This window comes from Micromonospora sp. WMMA1923, assembly GCF_049179195.1.
Classification (GTDB): domain Bacteria; phylum Actinomycetota; class Actinomycetes; order Mycobacteriales; family Micromonosporaceae; genus Micromonospora; species Micromonospora yangpuensis.
On sequence record NZ_JBMHLZ010000001.1, the window covers coordinates 1,161,053 to 1,182,585 of the forward strand.

The following is a 21,533-nucleotide window of genomic DNA, read 5'->3' on the forward strand; positions in this document are numbered from 1 at the left end:
CCAGAGACCACCGACAGTCCGGTGGCGGAACACCGGTCGTAGGCTGGTCCGGTTGGTTCCTCCCGCGTGAAAGGGGCGTGCCGTGACGGCCCTGACCTACCCGCACGTCGGTGCCACCCGTACCGGTGCGCTGCCGGCCGGGTGGCGGCACGTCCGGCACCGCGTCCGGCTGCCGGCGGGGAGCTTCGCCACCGCCGGTGCCGCGGTGCTCAGCTGGCGGCTGCACCGGGCCGCCGGGATCCGCATCGACGCCGACGGGCCCCGGGCCGCGCCCGGCGTGCGGGTGACCTCCGGACTCGGGGTCGGTCCGCTGCGGCTGCGCGCCCCCTGCGAGGTGGTCTGGAGCGCCGACGACGCGCACCGGGCCGGCTTCGGCTACGGCACCCTGCCCGGTCACCCGGCGACGGGGGAGGAGGCCTTCGTGGTCAGCCGGGACGACACCGGCCGGGTGTGGTTCGAGGTGATCGCATTCAGCCGGCCGCAGAGCCGGCTGATGCGGGCGGCCGGCCCGGCCGGGCGGGCCTTCCAGACCGGGTACGCCTGGTGGCTCGGCCGCACCCTGCGCCGCCTCTGCGCGCGGGGCTGAGCCGACCGTCCCGCGCCGACTCCGCGCGGGGCTGAGCCGACCGTCCCGCGCGGAGCTGGGTCAGAAGCGGGCGAAGGAGCGCAGCGGCATCCGGGGGCCGAACCGGGGCGCCTGGATGCCGGCGGCGGCCAGCAACAGGCAGACCCGCCCCCGGTGCCCGGCGAACGGCGCGAGCAGCTCCAGCATCCGGGTGTCGTCGCCGCGCGCCTCACCGGCCAGCGCCCAGGCGACGGTGTTCGGGACGTGGTAGTCGCCGACGCTCACCGCGTCGGGGTCGCCGTAGGCGATCCGGACCACCTCGGCGGCGGTCCACGCCCCGATCCCGGCCACGGCGGTCAGCCGCCGGGTCGCCTCGGCGGAGTCGGCACAGCGTTCCAGCCGGTCGGCCACGGCGGCGGCCCGCCGGAGCGTGTCGGCCCGCCGCTGCTCCACCCCGAACGGATGGAAGACCCAGTACGCGGTGGCGGCGACGGCCGCCGGATCGGGAGGCAGCAGCAGCGGCTGCGCCGGGCCGGGGGCCGGCGTGCCGAAGTGCCGGACCGTCGCCGCGTAGGCCCGGTAGGCCTCGGTGCCGGTGACCTTCTGCTCGAAGACCGCCCGCAGCACCCGGGGGAAGAGCTGACCGGTGGCGGGCATCCGCAGTCCCCGGTGCCGGGCGGCCAGCCGGGCCACCACCGGGTGCGCCCCGGCCAGCTCGGCGAAGCCGGTCAGGTCGTCGCGTAACCCCGCGATCGCGTCGGCCCGATCCACCACCCGGTCGGCGCCGGGGCCGTAGCCCTCGGCCAGGAGCTGTCCGCCGACCGGTCGCAGGGCGAGGGTGGCCGGCCCGTCCGGGGTACGGGTGGCCCACCAGAAGGTGCCGTCGGCGATCCGCGCGCACGGGTCGTACCGGCTGAAGGTGAGCGCGCGCACCGACTCCACCAGCCGGTAGTCCGCCGGCGGGCACAGCACCCGGCTGGCCGCCGGTCCGGTCTGGCTCACCCGGCCACTCTGCCATGCCGGACGCCCCCGGCCGCAGGACGGCCTGCTCCCGACCGTCGAGGTGTCGGCCCCAGGGGGCCGGAGGCCCGACCGTCGAGGTGCGGGGGCCCGGGCGCAGAATGACACGCGGCGCCGGCCCGGGTGGGCCGGCGCCGCGGCCGGGACGCCGTTCGCTGCCGGTGCGCCGACGTCCAGGTCGGCACCGCGCGGTGGCCGGTCACGCCCCCGGTGGGGGGCGACCGGCCACCGGCTGCGGTGGATCAGTACGAGTAACCCGAGTCGCCGCTGTTGTCAGCCGGCGGCTCGACCGCCTTCGGGGTGCCGGTGGGCAGGCACTCCAGGTTCTTCTTGCCGTTGGGCTGGATGGCGAACCAGGTGCCGCCGACGCCCTGGCCCTTCCACTGACCGGCCTTCTTGTCCCCGATGTAGCGGTACAGCGGCCAGCCGTCCAGGGTGATCTGGCGGGTGCCGTCCTGCCGGGTCACGGTGCCGACCTTGTCGTCGGAGACGCCGGTGAGCTGCGGGTTGCCGTCGGTCAGCGCGGGCGGCCAGACCTGGGCGCACTTGTCGACGCAGTTCGAGGCGGCCGGGTCGTTGGTGTCCTTGTCGAAGCGGTAGAGCAGGAAGCCCTTCTCGTCGGTGACCACGTTGCCCATCTTGGGCACCGCCTTGCCCTTGAGGGCCGTGGTCAACTTGACGTTGGCAGGCGGTGGCGCGGCCTCGGGGGCGTCGGTCGCCTCGGGGTCCACGGTCTCCTCGGGAACGGGGGTCTCGCTGGACTCCGGTACGACCGTCGCGGTGGGTTCGGCGGCGGCGACCGCGACCGGCTCGGCCGCACCCGGGTTGGCCGGGTCGTAACCTGCGGGAGCGCAGGCCGTAAGTGCCACCAGCGCACCCGCGACGATGACGGTTCGCTTCAGCTTTGCCACGTGCCCTCCTCATACTTGGCAGTTCACCGAGTAGTACGGGGAGAGTGCTGTCAAGGTTGAACGACCAGGGGTGCTCAATTTCACTCCGGTGCCATTGAACCGCTCGGCCGATTCGTGCGTGGGAGTCCACACCCGAGGCGCTCGTGGCGGAAACGACGGATCGGCGCCGGCCACCCGTACGGGTGACCGACGCCGATCAGCGCCCGTTGGCTAGAGCTTCGCCGCCACCAGCGGGGTCGCCACCCCGTTGACGTCGACGGACTGCACCTGGAGCCGGGCGATGTCGTCCCGGGTGGCGAAGGTGGAGGCGCCCAGCACCAGCTTCTCCGAGTTGCTGTTCGTGCCGTACCCGCCGGGCGGCACCGACCAGGAGGAGATGACCTCGGTCTTGCCGTCGCGGCGGACCACCACCAGCCGGCAGGTACGCGGACCGGGCAGCTTGTCCATCACGAAGTTGACCTGCGTGCCGTACTTCTTGTCGGCGATGTAGAAGGTCGCCGCGACCCCGGTGGTCGGATCCGTGGCGGCGAACGGCTCACCCTCGATCGGGTTCGGGCCACCCAGCCCCGGACCACTGACCGTCGGGTTGGGCGGCGGGTCCACCGACGCGTTGGTCGTCGGCTCGGCGATCACCTGCTGCCCACCGCCGTCGCTGACGCTGGCGATGCCGACCCCGGTCAGTCCGCCGAAGACCACCACCGCGGCGGCGGCGGTCAGGACCTGCCGGAACCGCTGGCGCCGCCGGTGGGCCCGCACCGCGACCAGGGTTCGGTCCAACAGGCGGGGATCGGTAGCGGTCTGTTCCATCGCGGTCATGGTCTCGCCGTCGATGTCGGAGAGCAGCCCCACCACCGGGACCATGGTCTCCAACTCGGCCGCGCAGGCCCAACAGGTGGCGAGGTGTTCCTCGAACCGTTCGGTGTCCTGCTCGTCCAGCACGCCGAGCGCGTACGCCGCGACGTCCATGTGCTCGGTCCGACTCATTCCGTCACCCCCCTCTCCTGTAGAGCCGTGCGCAGCGCCCGCAGCGCGTAGTAGACCCGCGACTTCGCGGTGCCCAGCGGCAGCCCCAGCTCCTCGGCCGCCTCGGGCACCGTGCGTCCCCGGAAGTACGTCGCCACCAGGATCTCCCGGTGCGACTGACTCAGCGTACGCAGGGCGTCCGCCACAGTCATCGTCCGCAACACCCGGTCGGTGCTGTCGGACTCCGCGAAGGCGGTCAGGTCCCGGTCGTACGTCTCCGCCGGCCGGGCCTGCTCACTGCGGTGTTCGTCGATGGCGATCCGGCGGGCCACCGTGACCAGCCACGGCCGTACCGAACCCTGCCCCTGCGCGCCGAGGCGGTGCGCGTTGCGCCAGGCCCGCAGCAGCGTCTCCTGCACGATGTCCTCGGCCCGCTGCCGGTCGCCGCCGGTCAACCGCATCACGAACATCAGCAACGGGCCGGCGTGCTCGGCGTAGAGCAGCCGGATCAACCGGTCGGCGTGACCGGTCTCCTCCGGCGCCTGGTGCCGCCCAGGGGTCGGGCGCGGCGTCACCGGCTCGTTCTGGCGATCGACCGGACGGGTGTCGACCCCTCGCGTCGATCGGGGCACCCGGGACTGGGAACGGGCGGACATCCAGTCCGGCCGGACCCGGTCGCCGTGCCAGCCGGCCGCCACCGCATGCATGCAGACCTCCGGAACGTCCTATGAGCACAGCAACCCTTGGCAGGTGCCGCCCGATGATACGGAGGCGCGCTCCCAGCGGATCAACGCCGGGAAGAAAAAAATCCGGGTGGGGGCGGCTCGGAGCCGGTGGCGTCGGTGTCCCGCACCACCGGGGCCCCGCCGGCGAACCGGTCGAGGTCCGCACCGGCGACCACCCGGCCGGGAAACCAGTCGCCGGCGGCCCGCCGGGTCAGCTCCGGCACCGGCGGCTCGACCCGCCCGGCGACCAGCACCAGGTTGCCGTACCGCCGGCCGCGCAGCACCGCCGCGTCACCGATCAGGCAGGCCCGGGGCAGCACCGAACGGACCGTGGCCACCTGCCCCCGGGCGTGGCGCAACGGCGGGCCGTCGGCCAGGTTCGCCAGGTACCAGCCGTCGGGGCGCAACACCCGGGCCACCTCGTCGACGTACTCCACCGAGGTCAGGTGGGCCGGGGTCCGCGCGCCGGCGAAGACGTCGGCGACCACCACGTCGTAGCTCGCGTCCCGGGTGGAGGTGAGCGTCGCCCGGGCGTCGGCCACCCGGACCCGCAGTCGCGGGTCGGCCGGCCAGGGAAGTGCCCGCCGGACCAGCTCCACCAGCGCGCCGTCCACCTCCGACACCCGCTGGGTGGAGCCGGGCCGGGTGGCCGCGACGTACCGGGGCAGCGTCAACGCCCCGCCGCCGAGGTGCAGCACCCGCAGGGCCGTACCGGCCGGGGCGACCAGGTCGATCGCGGCGGCGAACCGCCGGACGTACTCGAACTCCAGGTGCGTGGGGTCGGTCAGGTCGACGTGCGACTGGGGCGCGCCGTCCAACAGCAGCGTCCACGATCCCGGCCGGTCGGGATCGGGCACCAGCTCCGCCTGCCCGGTGTCGACCGTCTCGACCAGCCGGTCCGCCCCTCGCCGCCGACCCATCAGCCACCGGTCCGGGCGGCTGCGCCGGCCCTCACGGGCCCGTCCGGGCGGCTTGTCCCGGCCCTCATGGGCCGGTCCGGGCGGCTTGTCCCGGCCCTCACGGGCCGGTCCGGGCGGCGCTGCTCAGGGCCCGGTGCAGCAGTCGGGCGTCGCCGAGCATCGCGCGCAGCCGGCGTTCCAGCCCGGCGATCGGGACCAGGTTCTGTGGTGCCCGGGGATCCTTGTACGGGGTGGAGGCGAACCGGGGCAGGGTCACCAGCGACAGGTCGGCCAGCCGGACCGCCTCGGTCTCGGGCAGCTCCGGGGAACACTCCAGCCGGACGATGCCGGCCCACGGCGCCCCGGCCGCCACCGGCAGGCGGAGGTACCAGGAGTAGCCACCCCAGGCGGTGCCGAGCCGGAACACCGGTGAGCGTTGGCCGGAGCGCAGCCCGGTCACCACCGCGGTCAACCGGGCGTCGAGGTACTGGCTGTGCTGGGTCTTGATGTAGCCCAGGGTGCGCGGCAGCTGCCGCCGGCTGCGCAGCGGACCGTCCACCACCAGCAGGTCGTCGTCGGTACGGGCCGCGCCGGAGACCTCCACCTCCAGCGCGGTCAGCGGCCCCTGCACCGCCGCGGGCAGCTTGTTCAGCTCACCGCTGCCGCCCACCCGGTGCACCGGGTACCGGATCCGCCCGGCCACCACCTCGCGCGCCGACGGGCTGGCCGTGAAGAGTCCCCGCGCCACCCGCGCCCCGGCCAGCTCGGCCGCGCCCCGCTCCAGGTCGCACCGGACCACCCCGGCCGCGTAGGAGGCGGCGAGCCCGGGGTACGACACACCGTCGGCCTCCGCCGTCCAGACGCTCGCGTCGATCCGGCGTACCCCGTCGACAAGCAGCACCACGTCCGGGGCGCGCACGTCCGCGCGCACGTCGATGGCCCGCCAGTCCACCACCGGCAGCTCCACCGTGGGGTCGACCTGGGCGCTGCTCGGTGCCGCCGGCCCGCCGGCCGCCGCCTCGAAGGAGGCGCCGTAGGCCGGATCCCAGCTGTCCACGAAGAACCGTCCGGCGCTCACCGGCCCGGCCCCCCGACCACTGTCGACCTCACCGGCCGGTCCGTTCCACCCGGGCGCTGCGGGCGTCCTTGCGCACCTCGAAGCGCACCGGTATCCGCTCGGCCAGGGCGGGCACGTGGGTGACCACCCCCACCATCCGGTCCCCCCGGGCGGCCAGCGTCTCCAGGGTGGCGGCCACCGTGTCCAGGGTGGCCGCGTCCAGGGTGCCGAAGCCCTCGTCCAGCACGATCGACTCCAGGCTCGCCGCCGTGGTGGACATCCCGGCCAGCTGCTCGGACAGGGCCAGCGCCAGGGCCAGCGACGCCTGGAACGTCTCCCCACCGGACAGGGTCCGCACCCCGCGCCGCAGCCCCGCGTCGTGGTGGTCGACGACGAAGAACTCACCCTTGTCGTGCACCAGGTCGTACTGGCCGCCGGAGAGTTCCCGCAGGATCGACGACGCCCCGTCGACCAGCAGGTCCAGCGCCTCGGCCAGCAGCCACCGCTCGAAGTTGTTGGCCCGCAGGTGCCCGGCCAGCGCCCGGGCCACCCGGGCCCGCTGCTCGTGCCCGGCCCGCTGGGCGCGCAGCTCGGCGGCCTGCTCGCGGCGTTCCACCAGCCGGCGGTGGGCCGCCTCGGCACGCTCCAGGGCGAGGGTGGCCGCGCGTACCGGATCGTCGTCGACCGGCAGACCGGCGGCGGTGAACAGCGCGGCGATCCGCTCCCGCACGGCCCTCTGCTCGGCGTTCGCCGCGTCGAGGGCGGCGCTGCGCGTCACCCGCTCGGCCCGCCGCCGGTCGGCCTGGTCACCCGCCCAACCGGTGAGCGTGGCCCAGGCGGCGGCGACGTCGTCCCGGTCGGCCGTCGGCGGACCGAGGCGGGCCAGCCCGTCGCGGGTCAGGTCGAACTCCCGCCACGCGGCACGCAGCCGCTGCTCGGCGGCGTCCCAGGTGCCGCGGGCCCGCCGGGCGGCGTCCCGGCCGGCCCGGACCGCGCCGGCCGCCTCCTCCAGCGCCCGGCGCAACCGGGCCTGCTCGGCCAGGTCGTGGCGGAGCGCCTCCGGCGCGGCCACCCCGGCGAGCTGGTCGTCCAACTCGGCCAACCGGCCCCGCAGCTGGTCGAGCTCGGTCCGGGCGCGCAGCAGGACCCGGTCCAGGTCGCGGGCGGCGGCGTCACGCTCCTGCAGGACCCGCTTGGCCGCCTCGCTCGCCGTCCGGGCCGCCTTGCCGGCGGCGGTGGCGCGGGCCACCGCCGAGCCGGCCGGCACCGTAGGCACCCGCGACACCTGCTGCTCGCAGACCGGGCAGGCCGTCCCCGCCACCAGGTGCGCCCGCAACGCGACCGCCTGGTCGGTGGCCTTGGCCTCCTCGTGGGCCAGGAACGCCGCCGCCAGCTCGGCCTCGGCCCGCTCGGCCGCCGTCCGGGCCTGCGCCAGCGCGGCCACCGCCGCGTCGTGTTCGGTCTGCGCCGCCGTCACCGCCGCGGCCACCGTCTCGACCTGGCCGGTGAGCCGGTCCCGGTCGGTGTGCGCCTTGAGCAGCAGCCGCAGGGCGCTCTCGTCGCCCGCGCCGGTCAGCTCCCCGCGCAGTTTCTCCTCCCGCTCCTCGGCCAGCGCCACCGCCGCCGTCGCCTCGTCGGCGCCGGCCCGGGCGTCAGCCACCGCGCGGGCCACCTCGGCCACCCCGTCCGGCGCGGCCACCGCACCCAGCACGGACAGCTCGGCGTCGAGGGCGGCCAGCGCCGCGTGTGCCTCGCGCACCGCCGCGTCGGCCCGCTCCCGCTCCGGTACGGCCGCCGCGACCGCCCCGGTCAGCTCCCGCAGCCGTTCGACCTGCCCCTCGGCCTCGGCCAGCGTCGCGTCGTCGACGCCGGTCAGCGCGTCGAGCAGCCGGGTCACCTCGTCCAGCCGCGCCTCGGCCTGCCCGGCCCGTTCGGTGGCCCGGCGCTGCACCTCCTCGTAGACGCCGAGGCCGAGCAGGTTGACCAGGATCTGCTGCCGGGTGGCCGGCCGGGCGTGCAGGAAGTCGGCGAACTGCCCCTGCGGCAGCACCACACAGCTGGTGAACTGCTCGTACGGCAGCCCCACCGCCGCCAGCACCGCCTCCTCCATCTCCGCCGGCGTACCGGCGACCACCTCGCCCAGGTCCTCCGGGCTGAGCCCGGTGTCCAGCTTGGTCACGTCGAACCCGGCCGGCATCAGCTGCAGGCCCGCGCCGGCGGTCTTCACGTTGCCCCGGGAGTCCCGGCGGACCACCCGGGTCGCCACGTAGCGTTCCCCGGCCGACTCGAAGACCAACCGGACCCGGGCCTCGGTGGCCGACGGAGCGAGCGCGTTGGCCAGTCCCCGGGTCCCGCCCCAGCGGGGCACAGTGCCGTAGAGGGCGAAGCAGATCGCGTCCAGCACCGTCGACTTGCCCGAACCGGTCGGGCCGACCAGGGCGAAGAAGTCGGCGTCGGTGAAGTCGATGGTGGTGTCGTCCCGGAAGACGGTGAAGCCCGCCAGGTCCAGCCGCATCGGTCGCACTACCGGTCGACCTCCTCGAACAGCTCGTCGAAGAGCGCACGGACCTCGTCGTCGGCGTGACCCCGGCTGCCCAGGTAGTCGGCGAAGAGGTCCCGGGGCGACCGACCGGACCGCTGGGCGGTCCGGGTGGCGCTGCCGGGCGCCGGCAGCAGCTGCGGGTCGATCCGGATCTCCAGGGCGTGCGGGAGCAGCTCCTGCACCTCCTCACGCAGCCCGGCGCGGGGCTGCTCGCTGACGAAGACCCGCAGCAGCCCCTCCGGCGGCGGCGCCTCGGCGAGCTGGGCCAGCGTGCCGCGTACGGTGCGCAGCGGAACCGCCGCGGCGATCGGCACCTCGCGGACCCGCGCCGCGGTGGTGGCGGTCACCTCCACCACGGTCACCGACGGCACGTTCTCCTGCTCGCCGAAGTCCACCGCCAGCGGGCTGCCGCTGTAGCGGACCGGGCAGGGGCCGACGACCCGCTGCGACCGGTGCAGGTGACCCAACGCGACGTAGTGGGCGGTGCCCGGGAAGACCGAGGCCGGCACGGCGTAGCCGAGCACGGTGTGCGCGTCCCGCTCGCCGCCGCCGGTGCTCGCCCCCACCACGGTGAGGTGGGCGGTGACCAGGTGCACCCGGTCCGGCTCGTCGAAGCCCTCGGTGAGCCGGTCCAGCACCCGTCCCAGGTGGTCGGCGTAGGTCTGGGTCGCCTCGGCGGCGGTCAGCTCGTACATCTCCACCGCGCGGACCGCGTACCGCTGGGACAGGAACGGCAGGGCGGCCAGCCGCCAGCGTTCGCCACCGGCGGTGACCCCGTCGACGACGTGCTCGTCCGGATCGGCGAGCACGCTGCCGCGCAGGGTGATGCCGGCGGCCTCGGCCCACGGCCGCAGCGCGTCCAGGGCCGGCCCGTTGTCGTGGTTGCCGCCGATGGCCACCACGTCCGCCCCGGTCCGCCGCAGCGCGGTCAACGCCCGGGTGACCAACCGGGTCGCCTCCGAGGTGGGCGCGGCGGTGTCGTACAGGTCGCCGGCGACGATGACCAGGTCGGGCCGTTCGACGCGGGCGACCTCGATGACCGCGGCGAGGACCTGCTTGTGCTCCTCGGCCCGGGACTGGCCCTTGAGGACCTTGCCGACGTGCCAGTCGGAGGTGTGCAGGATCTTCATGGGGAGGGCACCTGACTGCTAGAACGGGATGTCGTCGTCGCTGCCGCCGCCGGAGCCGACCACCACGAACGGGTCCGCCGCCCCGGTGATCGAGCGCAGCGTCTCCGACGGGGCCCGGCCGGCCTCGGAGACCCGGGTCGCCCAGGCCGGGAAGGGGAACTCCAGGCAGAGCGGGACCGGGATGTCCGGCTGGTTGACGAACATCGTGCCCGGCTTGGCCAGCAGCGCCCGTTGCCGCTGGGCGGGCGGGAGGAAACCGTACTCCGGGCGGGACGCCTCGGCCGGGTCGAGCCGGCCCACCACCCGGATCGCCGAGTTGGTGACGATCCGGCGCTCCACCTCGCTGGCGGTCTGCTGCGCACCGACCAGGATCACCCCGAGTGAACGGCCCCGCTCGGCGATGTCCAGCAGCACCTCCTTGATGGGGGAGGAGCCCTCCCGGGGGGCGTACTTGTTCAGCTCGTCGAGGACGACGAAGAGCAACGGCTTGGCGGTGCCGGACTTCTCCTTGCGCTCGAACTCGCTCTTGAGCGTCACACCGACCACGAAACGCTGCGCGCGGTCCGGCAGGTTGTGCAGGTCGACCACGGTGACCTGGGCGCTCTCGGCGGTGTTGATGCTGTGCGGGCGGCGGGTGGCCAGGTCACCGCGGATCAACCGGCCCAGGTCCTTCTTGCTGCCGATCAGCCGCCGGGCGAACGCGTTGACGGTGCCCAGCCCGACCGCGCTGCCGGCCCAGTCGCCCCGGGTCTCGTCGTCGTTGAGCTGCTCGACGACGTGGTCGACCAGGTCGGCGTAGCTGCCCAGGCGCACCCCGTCGATGCTCACCCCGCCGTCGGCGGGCTGGGCGTACCGGGCCAGGTGGGCGGCGACCGAGTGGACCACCATCGTGTACTGCTGGCGCTCGTCGTCGGCGTCGGCGAAGACGTACGGCAGCAGCCGGTCGGCGCAGAACTCGCTGAGCGTCCAGTAGAAACTGTCCACCCCGGTCAACCGGCTACTCACGTCCGGGGTGCCGGAGGCGTCACCGACCCGGGGCGGAGCGTAGACCCGGACGTCCGGGAAGGCCCCGGCGGTCAGGCCCAGCTTCGCGTACCCGGCCCGGGTGGCGTCGTCGAGGCGGGTGTTGGGATGGTCGAGGAAGAGCAGGTCCTCACCCTTGACGTTGAAGATCAGCGCCTTGGCGTTGACCGCGTCGCCACCGAGCACCCCGGAGCGGAACACCGAGTAGAGCAGGAAGGTGGCGAAGCTGGTCTTGGTGGCCACCCCGGAGATGCCGGAGATCGAGACGTGCGCGCCCCGGCTGCCGTCGAGGAAGTCGGCGTTGAGGTAGACCGGCACGCCGTCGCGACCCATGCCCATCGGGATGCGCCGCTCCATCCGGTCGAAGTGCAGCGCCCGGGCCCGGGCGTCACCCTCGGCCCGGAACACCACCGCGCCGGGCTGCGGCGGCACGTACAGCTCCGGGTCGACCCGGGTGGTGGTGATCTCGGCCGCCTCCTGCACCATCGCCGGCAGGGTGCCGTCGGCGATGGCGAAGACGTCCGACTCGAACTGGGCGCCCTCGTGCCGGGCCCGGACCTGGGTGACCACCCCGGCGATCGTCACCGGCTCCCGGTCGGGCAGCTCGCGGCGGGTCACCACCACGTCGTCGAGCTGCAGGTAACTGCCGGGGGCCACCGCCGTCCAGAACTGCAACGGGGTGGCGTCGGCGGTGCCGAGCACCCGCCCGACACCCTCACCCGGGCCGTCGATCTGGTCGTCGGTCATCGCCGGGCTCCGGTCAGCCGGGGGTCTCGGTCAGCGCACACGTCCTGCATCCTGCCCGAGGAGTGTGACAGGTTGCCACGCGACGTGCCGCCCACGACGCGCAGCGACCGTCGTCGTACCGATGGTCACCCGCGCCGGGTGGCCGCAGGCGGCGGCGGTCCGGGCTCAGTCGCGGCCGTAGCGCAGCAGCAGGGTGCCGTCGTCGGCGTGCAGCACGTGCCGCAGTGGCAGCCGGCGCGGCGGGCTGGCCGCCGGCCCGGCGGTGATCCGGCCCGGCCCGGCCCCGGCCAGCAGCGGGGCGACGGTGAGACAGACCTCGTCGACCAGGTCGGCCGCGGTGAGCGCGCCGAACAGCACCGGGCCACCCTCGCAGAGGATCTGGTCGAGCCCGCGTCGGCGCAGCTCGGCCAGGCCGGCGGCCAGATCCACCCGGTCGGTGCCGCAACGGACCAGGTCGGCGACGTCGGTGAGGCCGGCCGGCGGATCGGCCGCGGCGTGGGTGAGCACGATCGGTCGCACCGGCGCGTCGGCGAAGGCGGCCTGCGCCGGATCCACCCGCAGCGACCCGGAGACCACCACCAACGTCGGGTACGCGGACAGCCCGTGTGCCGTCCGCCAGGCCCGCCGGGCCTCGCTCAGGCGCAGCGCGTCGTACCCCTCGTGGCGCAGCGTGCCGGCGCCCACCAGCAGGGCGTCGCAGAGCATCCGCAACCGGCCGAAGACCCGTTTGTCCGGCGCGCCGGACAGCCCGGCGGAGTAGCCGTCGAGGCTGACCGCGCCGTCGACGCTGGTCACGAAGTTCATCCGCAGGTGGGGCCGGTCGGCGCGACCGTAGAGCGCGGTCAGCTCCGCGTCGTCGAGCCCGGCGCCGGGCGGTGTCGACGCCTCGCCGCCCGGTGTCGGCTGCTCGCGGTGCGGTGTCGGCTGCTCGCGGTGCGGTGCCGACGGCTCGTGGTGCGGTGCCGGCCAGAGCCGGCGGATCTCGGCGCGCCCGCTCATTCGCCGGCCGGACCGGTGACCGGAGGAGGCGGCTCGGGGGTACGGTGCTGGCAGTCACACCAGTTCCGGCCGGGGCAGTCGCCGTGTCGTCCGGCCCGGCACGCTCGGCAGATCATGCCGGCAGCCTATGCCGAGGGAGGACGGGGCCGCATGGCGCGTCAGATCTTCCAACTCAGAGTCTCCCTGGTCGGGGTCCGGCCCACCGTCTGGCGGCGGGTGCTGGTGCCCGGCGGGTACACCCTGGACCGGCTGCACCGGGTGCTGCAGTACGCCCTCGGCTGGCGGGACTGCCACCTGCACTCGTTCGACGTCGACGGGGTGGTGTACGGCGTACCGGACCCGGTGGGTGAGCTGGCCGTGCTCGACGAGTTGGACGTGCGGTTGGACGCGGTGGTCGGCAAGGGCAGCCGGTGGCGGTACACCTACGACTTCGGTGACTGGTGGGAGCACGACCTGCTGGTGGAGGACGTGTTCGTGGCCGACCCGGACGAGCGGTACCCGATCTGTGTCGACGGTGAGCGGGCCGGGCCGCCCGAGTCCGCCGGCGGTCCGAGCGCTTACCAGGTGCTGTTGGCCGCCCACGCCGACCCGGGTCATCCCGAGCACCTCGTGTTACGGGACTGGGCCGGGGAGCGGTTCGATCCGGCGGCCTTCGACGCGGGGCGGGTGACCACCCTGCTGCGTCGGCTCTGCTGACCCCGACGGCGTGAACTGGTCGTGGGTGGCGGTTCCGGGCGCGGGAGCCGGCGGTGCGTACCCGGACGATCACCCGTCGAATCCGGCCGGTGGTAACGATCGGGGAACGCTCCCGATCGACTATTGACACTCCTGTAACCCGACGGCAGTCTCATGGGAGCGCTCCCGGAGTCCCACGGAAACAACGGGCCGGAGTACTCGCCACCGCCCCGACCACCGTCTGGACCGGCGGCGTCAGCAGCACACCCCACCACGGAACCCACTGCCTCACCACCGAAAGAGGGTCAGGATGAGCGTCACCACGCGGCGTAACCGCCTTGCGGTCGCCGCCCTTGCCGCGATCACCGCACTCGGCGGTCTCACGGCCTGCGGCAACGACGAGGGCTCGGGCCAGGCGGACGGCAAGCCCGCCAAGCTGGTCGTCGACACCTTCGGCGAGATGGGCTACGACGAGCTCGTCAAGCAGTACGAGAAGGACACCGGCATCAAGATCGAGCTGCGCAAGACCGCGCAGCTCAGCGACTACCGTCCAAAGCTGGTCCGCTACCTGGCCACCGGCAAGGGCGCGGGCGACGTGGTCGCGCTGGAGGAGGGCATCCTCAACGAGTTCAAGGCGAACCCGGCGAACTGGGTGGACCTCGCCCCGCTGGTCGCCGACCACTCCAAGGAGTACCTGCCCTGGAAGTGGGAGCTGGGCAAGGCCCAGGACGGCCGGCTGCTCGGCCTGCCGACCGACGTCGGCAGCCTCGCGGTCTGCTACCGCAAGGACCTGTTCGAGGCGGCCAAGCTGCCGACCGAGCGGGACCAGGTCTCGGCGCTCTGGCCGGACTGGAACGCCTTCCTGGAGACGGGTCGCAAGTACAAGGCGGGCAGCGGCGGCAAGGCGATGATCGACTCGATCACCGCGGTCAGCAACGCCGTGCTGTTCCAGCAGAACGGTGACCTGTTCTACGACAAGGAAAACAACATCATCGCGGATAAGAGCCCGGCGGTGCAGGCCGCCTGGGAGACCGCGACCTCGATGTCCGACATCTCCGCCAAGGCCGCCACCTGGTCGCCGGCGTGGTCGGGTGGCTTCAAGCAGGGCACCTTCGCCGCGACCTTCTGCCCGTCCTGGATGCTCGGCATCGTGGCGGAGAACTCCGGCGAGGCCAACAAGGGCAAGTGGGACGTCGCGGCGGTGCCGGGCGGCGGCGGCAACTGGGGCGGCTCCTGGCTCTCCGTGCCGGCGCAGAGCCAGCACCAGAAGGAGGCCGCGAAGCTCGCGGAGTTCCTGACCAACGCCAACAGCCAGGTGGAGGCCTTCAAGGCCACCGGCCCGCTGCCCACCAACCTGGAGGCGCTGAAGAACGAGGCGTTCCTCAGCTACACCAACGAGTACTTCAGCGGCGCGCCGACCGGCAAGATCTTCGGTGAGAGCGTCGCCAAGATCCAGCCCGTCCACCTCGGCCCGAAGCACCAGGCCGTCAAGGAGAACGCGCTGGAGCCGGCACTGCGGTCGTTCGAGAACGGGCAGTCCGACAAGGCCAAGGCCTGGGAGCAGTTCCAGAAGGACGCGGCGATCCAGGGCCGCTTCTGAGCCAGTCCCACCCGGTGGCGTTCGGGGATGACCCGGACGCCACCGGTCGGTCCCGTTCCGCGTACCACCCTGCGCGAGATCCCCCTCCTTCTCGCCGGGAAAGGAAACCGCAATGAGCCTGTCGGCCACGACGGCACCGCCGTCACCAGCAGCACCACCACCCCGTGAGCCATCCTCCCGGCGGCCCAAGGGACACACCCTCTCGCGTCTGGATCTCAAGTACTCCCCGTACCTCTACATCGCGCCGTTCTTCCTGATCTTCGGCGCCTTCGGGTTGTACCCGATGCTGCGTACCGCCTGGATGTCGCTGCACGACTGGGACATGATCGGCGAGCACACCTTCATCGGGCTCGACAACTACACCCAGCTGATCCGGGACGACTACTTCTGGAACGCCCTGGTCAACACCTTCGGCATCTTCGCCCTGTCGACCATCCCGCAGCTGCTGCTGGCGCTCTTCCTGGCGAACCTGCTCAACCGGACCTTCCTGCGCGCCAAGACCTTCTTCCGGATGGCCATCTTCATCCCCAACGTGGTCTCGGTGGCCGCCGTCGCGATCGTCTTCGGCATGCTCTTCCAGCGCGACTTCGGCCTCTTCAACTGGATGCTCGGCTTCGTCGGGGTCGACCCGATCTCCTGGGACTCGCAGCGGTGGAGCTCGTGGACCGCGATCGCCTCGATGGTCAACTGGCGCTGGACCGGCTACAACACGCTGATCCTGCTCGCCGGCATGCAGGCCATCCCGCGCGACCTCTACGAGGCCGCCGCGCTCGACGGCGCCAGCCAGTGGCGGCAGTTCTGGCAGATCACCCTGCCCATGCTCAAGCCCACCTTCGTCTTCGTGGTGATCCTCTCCACGATCGGTGGCATGCAGCTCTTCACCGAGCCGCTGCTCTTCGCCAACGGCAGCATCACCGGTGGCAACCTGCGGGAGTTCCAGACCCTGGCGATGTACATGTACGAGATGGGCATCACGAACCTCAACTCCGCCGGTTACGGCGCAGCGGTCGCGTGGGCGATGTTCCTGATCATCGTGCTGGTCTCGATGATCAATTTCCTGCTCGTCCGCCGCTCGGCCAAGTGAGGAGAGAGTCGTGACCTCGGCTTCCCAGCGCCTCTGGCGCACCAGTCCACTTACCTACGTCGCGCTCGTCCTCGCCGCGCTGCTGTCGATCTACCCGTTCTACTACATGGTGGTCATCGGCACCCGCAGCCTCGACTCGATCAACGACGTGCCGCCGCCGTTGACCCCCGGCAGCGCGTTCGGCGACAACTTCGGCCGGGTCCTGGACAACAGCGCGGCCAACTTCCTCACCGGCATGATGAACTCGATCATCGTCTCGTCGGTGGTGACGCTGTCGGTGGTGATCACCGGCTCGCTGGCCGGGTTCGCCTTCGCCAAGCTGCGCTTCCGGGGCCAGAACGTGCTGCTGCTGGCCATTGTGGTGACCATGATGATCCCGACCCAGCTCGGCCTGATCCCGCTCTGGGGCATGATCCAGTCCCTCAACTGGTACGACACCCTCTACGCGGTCACGGTGCCGTTCCTGGTGAGCGCCTTCGGCGTGTTCATGATGCGGCAGTACGCCAGCCAGGCGATCTCCGACGAGCTGATCGAGGCCGGTCGGGTCGACGGCGCCAGCACCTTCCGGATCTACTGGAACATCGTGCTGCCGGCGCTGCGCCCGGCGGCCGGGGTGCTCGGTCTGCTCACCTTCATGGAGACCTGGAACTCGTTCCTCTGGCCGTACGCGGTGCTCAGCCCGGAGAACCCGACCCTGCAGGTGTCGCTGGCGTTCCTGTCGTACGCCTACTACACCGACTACTCGCAGGTCTTCGCCGCCACCGCCATCGGCACGATCCCGCTGGTGCTGGTGTTCCTCGTGTTCGGCCGCCAGATCATCGGCGGCATCATGGAAGGTGCCGTCAAGTCGTGAGCAACCCCGCAGGACCGCCCGCTGTGGGCGTGCTCGACCAGGCTCGGCAGCTGACCTTCCCACCCGGGTTCCTCTGGGGCGCCGCCACGGCGGCATACCAGATCGAGGGCGCGGCCACCGAGGGCGGTCGGGGGCCGTCGATCTGGGACACCTTCAGCCACACCCCCGGGCGGGTGGTCGGCGGGCACACCGGTGACGTGGCGTGCGACCACTACCACCGGGTCGCCTCCGACGTCCGGCTGATGGCCGGCCTCGGCCTGCAGTCGTACCGGTTCTCGGTCGCCTGGCCCCGGGTGCAGCCCACCGGCTCCGGTGCGGCCAACCAGCAGGGCCTGGACTTCTACCGGCGGCTGGTCGACGAGTTGCTGGCCCACGACATCGAGCCGTGGCTCACCCTCTACCACTGGGATCTGCCCCAGCCGTTGGAGGACGCCGGTGGCTGGCCGGCCCGGGACACCGCCGCCCGGTTCGCCGACTACACCCGGCTGGTCGTCGACGCGCTCGGCGACCGGGTCCGGTACTGGACGACCCTCAACGAGCCCTGGTGCTCGGCGTTCCTCGGGTACGGCTCCGGGGTGCACGCCCCGGGGCGGACGGCCGGGGCGGACGCGGTCCGCGCCGGACACCACCTGATGCTCGGACACGGGCTCGCGGTGCAGGCGCTGCGGGCGGCCCGCCCGCAGGCCGAGGTCGGCGTCACGGTCAACCTGTACCCGGTCACCCCGGCCACCGACTCGCCCGCGGACGTGGACGCCGCCCGCCGCATCGACGGGCTGATGAACCGCTTCTTCCTCGACCCGCTGCTGCGTGGTTCGTACCCGGTCGACCTGCGGGAGGACCTCCGCCAGGTGTCCGACTTCGGGCACGTGCGCGACGGTGACCTGGCCACCATCTCCACCGACCTGGACATGGTGGGGGTCAACTACTACAGCCGGCACGTGGTCGCCGCGCCGGTCGAGGCCCGGCCGCGGCCCGAGACGCCGGCGCCCTCCAGTTGGCCGGGCAGCGAGGACGTGCGCTTCGTCACGCGCGGCGTCCCGGTGACCGACATGCAGTGGGAGATCGACGCCCCGGGGCTGGTCGAGACGTTGCGCCGGGTGCACGACGACTACACCGACCTGCCGCTGTACGTCACCGAGAACGGCTCGGCCTTCGTCGACACGGTGACCGACGGCGAGGTCGACGACGTCGACCGGCTGGCCTACTTCGACGCCCACCTGCGCGCCGCGCACGCCGCGATCAACTCCGGAGTGCCCCTGAAGGGGTACTTCGCCTGGTCACTGATGGATAATTTCGAGTGGGCCTGGGGTTACACCAAGCGGTTCGGCATGATCCACGTCGACTACGACAGCCAGCACCGCATTCCCAAGTCCAGCGCCAGGTGGTACGCCGAGGTGATCCGACGCAACGGTCTGGCCGCACAATAGGCGAGGGCCAGCCAGTCACGAGCGGCTTCGGTGCCGTCCCCGCCGGGGACGGCACCGGGCCCGCCGGACGTCGGAGGAGCACACCATGACAACGCAGCGCACCCGCTCGCTCGGGCGCCCGACCCTCGACGCGGTCGCCGCGCGTGCCGGTGTCGGCCGGGGCACGGTCTCCCGGGTGGTCAACGGCTCGCCCCAGGTCAGCCCGGAGGCCCGGGCCGCGGTCCAGCAGGCCATCGCCGAGCTGGGCTACGTGCCGAACCGGGCCGCCCGGGCCCTGGTGACCCAACGGACCGACTCGGTGGCCCTGGTGGTCTCCGAGTCCGGCGACCGGGTCTTCACCGAGCCCTTCTTCGCGGCCATCGTCCGGGGGATCAGTTCCGGACTGCTGGAGACCCCGATGCAGCTCTGGCTGGCGATGGCCCAGTCGCCGGTCGAGCGGGAACGGGTCGAGCACCACCTGACCAACCAGCACGTCGACGGCGTCCTGCTGCTCTCGCTGCACGACGCCGACCCGCTGCCCACCCTGCTGGAGGAGCGCGGCCTGCCGACCGTGCTGGGCGGCCGGCCGGCCCGGATGCTGCACCCGTCCGCCGCCCCCGGCTGGTTCGTGGACGTGGACAACGTCGGTGGCGCCCGGCACGCCGTGGAGTACCTCTTCGACCAGGGGCGACGCCGGATCGCCACGATCGCCGGCCCGCAGGACATGGGCGCCGGCCTGGCCCGGTTGACCGGCTACCGGGAGGCGGTCCGGCAGACCGGGGCCGGCATCAACCCCGACCTGATCGCGTACGGCGACTTCAGCGAGGGCAGTGGCACCGCGGGCATGCGCCGCCTGCTGCAGCTCTGCCCGGATCTCGACGCGGTCTTCGTCGCCTCCGACCTGATGGCCTTCGGCGCGCTGCGGGCGCTGCGCGAGGCGGGCCGGCGGGTGCCCGAGGACGTGGCGGTGATCGGCTTCGACGACGCGCCGGTGGCCCGGCAGGCCGACCCGCCGCTGACCACCGTCTTCCAGCCGATCGAGGAGATGGGCCGACAGATGGCCCTGCTGCTGGTGGCCCGCATCCGTGGCGCGGAGGTGCCCTCCCCGCACGTGCTGCTGGACACCCACGTGGTCCGCCGCACGTCGGCCTGAGCGCAGCTCGACTCCGCTGTCAAGGGCAGATTTTCACCCCAGGTCATCCAGCCGCAACAGGGGCGAAATGGTCATCCGGCAGGCTGTCGCCTAGCCAGCCACCGTGCCGGCCCGCCGAGTGGAGGGACAGACATGTTGCTGAGAGTTCGGGTGACCCTGCCGGACCGACCCGGAACACTCGGCCAGGTGGCCCGCACCCTCGGGGTCTCCGGGGCGGACATCGTCCAGGTCGTCGTGCTGGAGCGGCTCGGCGGGCGGGCGGTCGACGACTTCACGGTGGTCTGGCCGGGCGCGGGCCGGGTGGAGCGGCTGCTGGCCGGTCTGGCGGCCATCCCGGGCGTCCGGGTGGACGGGGTGTGGCGGGCGATCGGCGCGCCCACCACCACCGGCCAGGACGCCGAGCTGCTGGCCCAGGTCGCGGCCAACCCGACCGACGGGTTGGCGACCCTGGTCGACGCGGTGCCGGGGCTGTTGGCCGCCGACTGGGCGGTGGCCGCGGTCGTACCGCTGGACTGGGCCTCGCGCGACGGCGGTGGCCGGCCGACCGTCGGGCACGCGAGCTGGAAGGCCCCCGTACCGCTGCGGTTGCCCGAGGTGACCCCGCTGCGGCCCCGGGCGGTCACCACGGCCGGCGGTGGGCACTTCGCGCTCGCCCCGTTCGGCCGGGCCGGGCTGGTGCTGGTGGTGGCGCGGGAGCAGAGCGAGCCGCTCAACCCGGCCGCCTTCCACAGCACCGAGGTCGACCGGCTCGCCCAGTTGGTCCGGGCCAGCGCCGTCATCCTCGGCGACCGGCTCGACCTGGTCGGATCGACCCCGCCGGTGGCCACCACCGGCTCCTGACCGCCGGGCCCGACGCCCGGTACGCGACGACGGCTCTGCCCCGGTTCGGGGTCCGGAGCTGCGGCCCTGGTCCCTCGCGGGACCTGTCGGCCGCGAGCCGACCCCGGTTCGGGGTCGGCTCGATCGCTGTCCGGACCGGGTTGTGATGCCGGCCTCAGTCGTCGCCCGTCACCACCGGGCAACGCCCCGGCAACAGGCGGCGGCGATGGTCGTACCTGGTGAAAGGAGTGAACATGGCGCTGTGGCGGATCCGGGCGACCGTGGACGACCGGCCGGGCTACCTGTCGGTGCTCACCGCGAGCCTCGCTCTTCGTGAAGTCAACATCCTCACCGTCCAGGTGCACACCACCGAGGCCGGCGCGGTCGACGACTTCCTCGTCGACGCCCCGGAGGAGCTCGACGAGGCCGAGTTGCTGGCCGCCGTGGCCCGGGGGCGGGGCCGCAACTGCTGGGTGGCGCGCAGCGAGGCGCGCGGCCTGGCCGACCAGCCGACCCGGGTGCTCGGCCTGGCCACCCGGCTGGTCCGCGACCCGGAGGCGGCGGGTGAGGCGTTGCGGGTGCTGCTCGGTGCCGACGAGGTGAGCTGGCGTCCGGCACCGGCCGCCGACCGGCCCGGCATCGGCGACACCACCATGCGGCTGGCCGACCCGACCGGCGGCACCTACCTGCTGCGCCGGGCCGCGCCGAGCTTCACCCCGGCCGAGTTCGCCCGGGCACAGGCCCTGGTCGAGCTGGCGGCGGCGGCGGTGCGCCGCAGCGCCGAGCAGGTCACCCTGGTCCTCTCCGACGGCGCGGAGCTGGCCGTACGGGTGGCCACCGCCGACGACGTACCCGCGGTGGGTGCCCTGCACGAGAGCTGCTCGGCGCAGAGCCGGCAGCGGCGTTACCTCGGTGGGGCCGGGCTGCCCACGCCCGCGCGGTTGCGCCGGCTGGTCGAACCGGACCGGGGACTGACCCTGCTCGCCACGGACGTCGACGCACCCGGCGAGCCGGTGGTGGCCATGGCGAACCTGATCGCCGAGGGCGACGAGGCCGAGGCGGCCCTGCTGGTCCGGGACGACTGGCAGCGCCGGGGGCTGGGTACCGCCCTGCTGCGCCGGCTGGTCCGCCACGCCGAGCAGGCCGGGTACGTCGCCCTGGTGCTGCACACCCAGGCCGACAACGGGCCCATGCTGCGGGCCCTGCGCCGGCTCGGCCGGCCCGCTCCGGTCGACCGGGACGGCCCGGTGCTGACCGTCACCGTCCCGCTCGCCGTCACCGCTCCCAGCCCGAGCTGACGACCGGCCCCGGGTCGGGGTGGCGGCCCGACCCCGGGGCGGGCGGTGCGGGGGCCGCCGCTGT

At 73.4% G+C, this 21,533-nt stretch carries 19 protein-coding genes; 9 read left to right on the forward strand and 10 right to left on the reverse strand.

Translation table 11 applies throughout. The features are described from left to right. Positions 1-82: 82 nt before the first annotated feature. Positions 83-586 (forward strand): DUF1990 family protein, encoded by a 504-nt coding sequence (locus tag ACN28G_RS05305; RefSeq protein ID WP_421478558.1) that lies wholly within the window; start codon positions 83-85, stop codon positions 584-586. 60 nt (positions 587-646) lie between these two features. On the opposite strand, the gene ACN28G_RS05310 is transcribed toward ACN28G_RS05305, so the two are convergent. The 10 genes from ACN28G_RS05310 to ACN28G_RS05355 all read right to left on the reverse strand — a co-directional run bounded on the left by ACN28G_RS05310 (position 647) and on the right by ACN28G_RS05355 (position 12,581). Then, on the reverse strand, positions 647-1,567 hold the full coding sequence (locus ACN28G_RS05310) for a DNA-3-methyladenine glycosylase family protein (RefSeq protein ID WP_091435705.1): 921 nt from the start codon (positions 1,565-1,567) through the stop codon (positions 647-649). 260 nt (positions 1,568-1,827) lie between these two features. Continuing rightward, on the reverse strand, positions 1,828-2,496 hold the full coding sequence (locus tag ACN28G_RS05315) for a hypothetical protein (protein WP_421478560.1): 669 nt from the start codon (positions 2,494-2,496) through the stop codon (positions 1,828-1,830). A 210-nt stretch (positions 2,497-2,706) separates the two neighbouring features. Next, positions 2,707-3,480: an anti-sigma factor family protein gene (locus tag ACN28G_RS05320; RefSeq protein WP_091435709.1), complete on the reverse strand. Its 774-nt coding sequence runs from the start codon at positions 3,478-3,480 to the stop codon at positions 2,707-2,709. After that, a complete protein-coding gene (locus tag ACN28G_RS05325) occupies positions 3,477-4,166 on the reverse strand; it encodes a sigma-70 family RNA polymerase sigma factor (protein ID WP_091435711.1) in 690 nt (229 codons plus the stop codon). Before ACN28G_RS05325 ends, ACN28G_RS05320 begins: the two co-directional genes overlap by 4 nt. Positions 4,167-4,246: 80 nt before the next feature. Continuing rightward, positions 4,247-5,104 carry a spermidine synthase gene (locus ACN28G_RS05330; protein WP_421478563.1) on the reverse strand — a complete coding sequence of 286 codons (858 nt, stop codon included), beginning with the start codon at positions 5,102-5,104 and terminating at the stop codon, positions 4,247-4,249. A gap of 97 nt (positions 5,105-5,201) precedes the next feature. Next, positions 5,202-6,161, reverse strand: coding sequence for a hypothetical protein (locus ACN28G_RS05335; RefSeq protein WP_091435717.1), 960 nt, complete (start codon positions 6,159-6,161; stop codon positions 5,202-5,204). 28 nt (positions 6,162-6,189) lie between these two features. Next, positions 6,190-8,664, reverse strand: a complete 2,475-nt coding sequence (locus ACN28G_RS05340; RefSeq protein WP_421478565.1) for an AAA family ATPase — start codon at positions 8,662-8,664, stop codon at positions 6,190-6,192. Then, positions 8,664-9,812, reverse strand: coding sequence for an exonuclease SbcCD subunit D (locus tag ACN28G_RS05345; protein ID WP_091435723.1), 1,149 nt, complete (start codon positions 9,810-9,812; stop codon positions 8,664-8,666). The genes ACN28G_RS05340 and ACN28G_RS05345 overlap by 1 nt, the downstream gene beginning before the upstream one ends. Positions 9,813-9,830: 18 nt before the next feature. Then, positions 9,831-11,582, reverse strand: coding sequence for an ATP-binding protein (locus ACN28G_RS05350; protein WP_091435725.1), 1,752 nt, complete (start codon positions 11,580-11,582; stop codon positions 9,831-9,833). A gap of 165 nt (positions 11,583-11,747) precedes the next feature. Next, positions 11,748-12,581 (reverse strand): pyrimidine reductase family protein, encoded by an 834-nt coding sequence (locus ACN28G_RS05355; protein WP_091435728.1) that lies wholly within the window; start codon positions 12,579-12,581, stop codon positions 11,748-11,750. A 150-nt stretch (positions 12,582-12,731) separates the two neighbouring features. Here ACN28G_RS05355 and ACN28G_RS05360 point away from each other — a divergent pair, with 150 nt between their 5' ends. From ACN28G_RS05360 to ACN28G_RS05395, 8 genes are all read left to right on the forward strand, one after another. Then, positions 12,732-13,277 (forward strand): plasmid pRiA4b ORF-3 family protein, encoded by a 546-nt coding sequence (locus ACN28G_RS05360; protein WP_091435730.1) that lies wholly within the window; start codon positions 12,732-12,734, stop codon positions 13,275-13,277. 289 nt (positions 13,278-13,566) lie between these two features. Further along, entirely contained in the window at positions 13,567-14,856 is a 1,290-nt protein-coding gene (locus ACN28G_RS05365; RefSeq protein WP_091435733.1) for an ABC transporter substrate-binding protein, read from the forward strand. A gap of 112 nt (positions 14,857-14,968) precedes the next feature. After that, positions 14,969-15,940 (forward strand): carbohydrate ABC transporter permease, encoded by a 972-nt coding sequence (locus ACN28G_RS05370; protein WP_091435736.1) that lies wholly within the window; start codon positions 14,969-14,971, stop codon positions 15,938-15,940. A gap of 10 nt (positions 15,941-15,950) precedes the next feature. After that, the gene (locus ACN28G_RS05375; RefSeq protein WP_091435738.1) at positions 15,951-16,793 is read left to right on the forward strand and encodes a carbohydrate ABC transporter permease; all 843 of its coding nucleotides are present in this window, start codon (positions 15,951-15,953) and stop codon (positions 16,791-16,793) included. Then, a complete protein-coding gene (locus ACN28G_RS05380) occupies positions 16,790-18,220 on the forward strand; it encodes a GH1 family beta-glucosidase (protein WP_421478568.1) in 1,431 nt (476 codons plus the stop codon). Before ACN28G_RS05375 ends, ACN28G_RS05380 begins: the two co-directional genes overlap by 4 nt. A gap of 85 nt (positions 18,221-18,305) precedes the next feature. Then, a complete protein-coding gene (locus ACN28G_RS05385) occupies positions 18,306-19,352 on the forward strand; it encodes a LacI family DNA-binding transcriptional regulator (protein WP_091435743.1) in 1,047 nt (348 codons plus the stop codon). Between the two features lie 132 nt (positions 19,353-19,484). Further along, entirely contained in the window at positions 19,485-20,192 is a 708-nt protein-coding gene (locus ACN28G_RS05390; RefSeq protein WP_091435745.1) for an amino acid-binding protein, read from the forward strand. Positions 20,193-20,425: 233 nt separating this feature from the next. Next, positions 20,426-21,469, forward strand: coding sequence for a GNAT family N-acetyltransferase (locus tag ACN28G_RS05395; protein ID WP_421478571.1), 1,044 nt, complete (start codon positions 20,426-20,428; stop codon positions 21,467-21,469). Positions 21,470-21,533 lie beyond the last annotated feature (64 nt).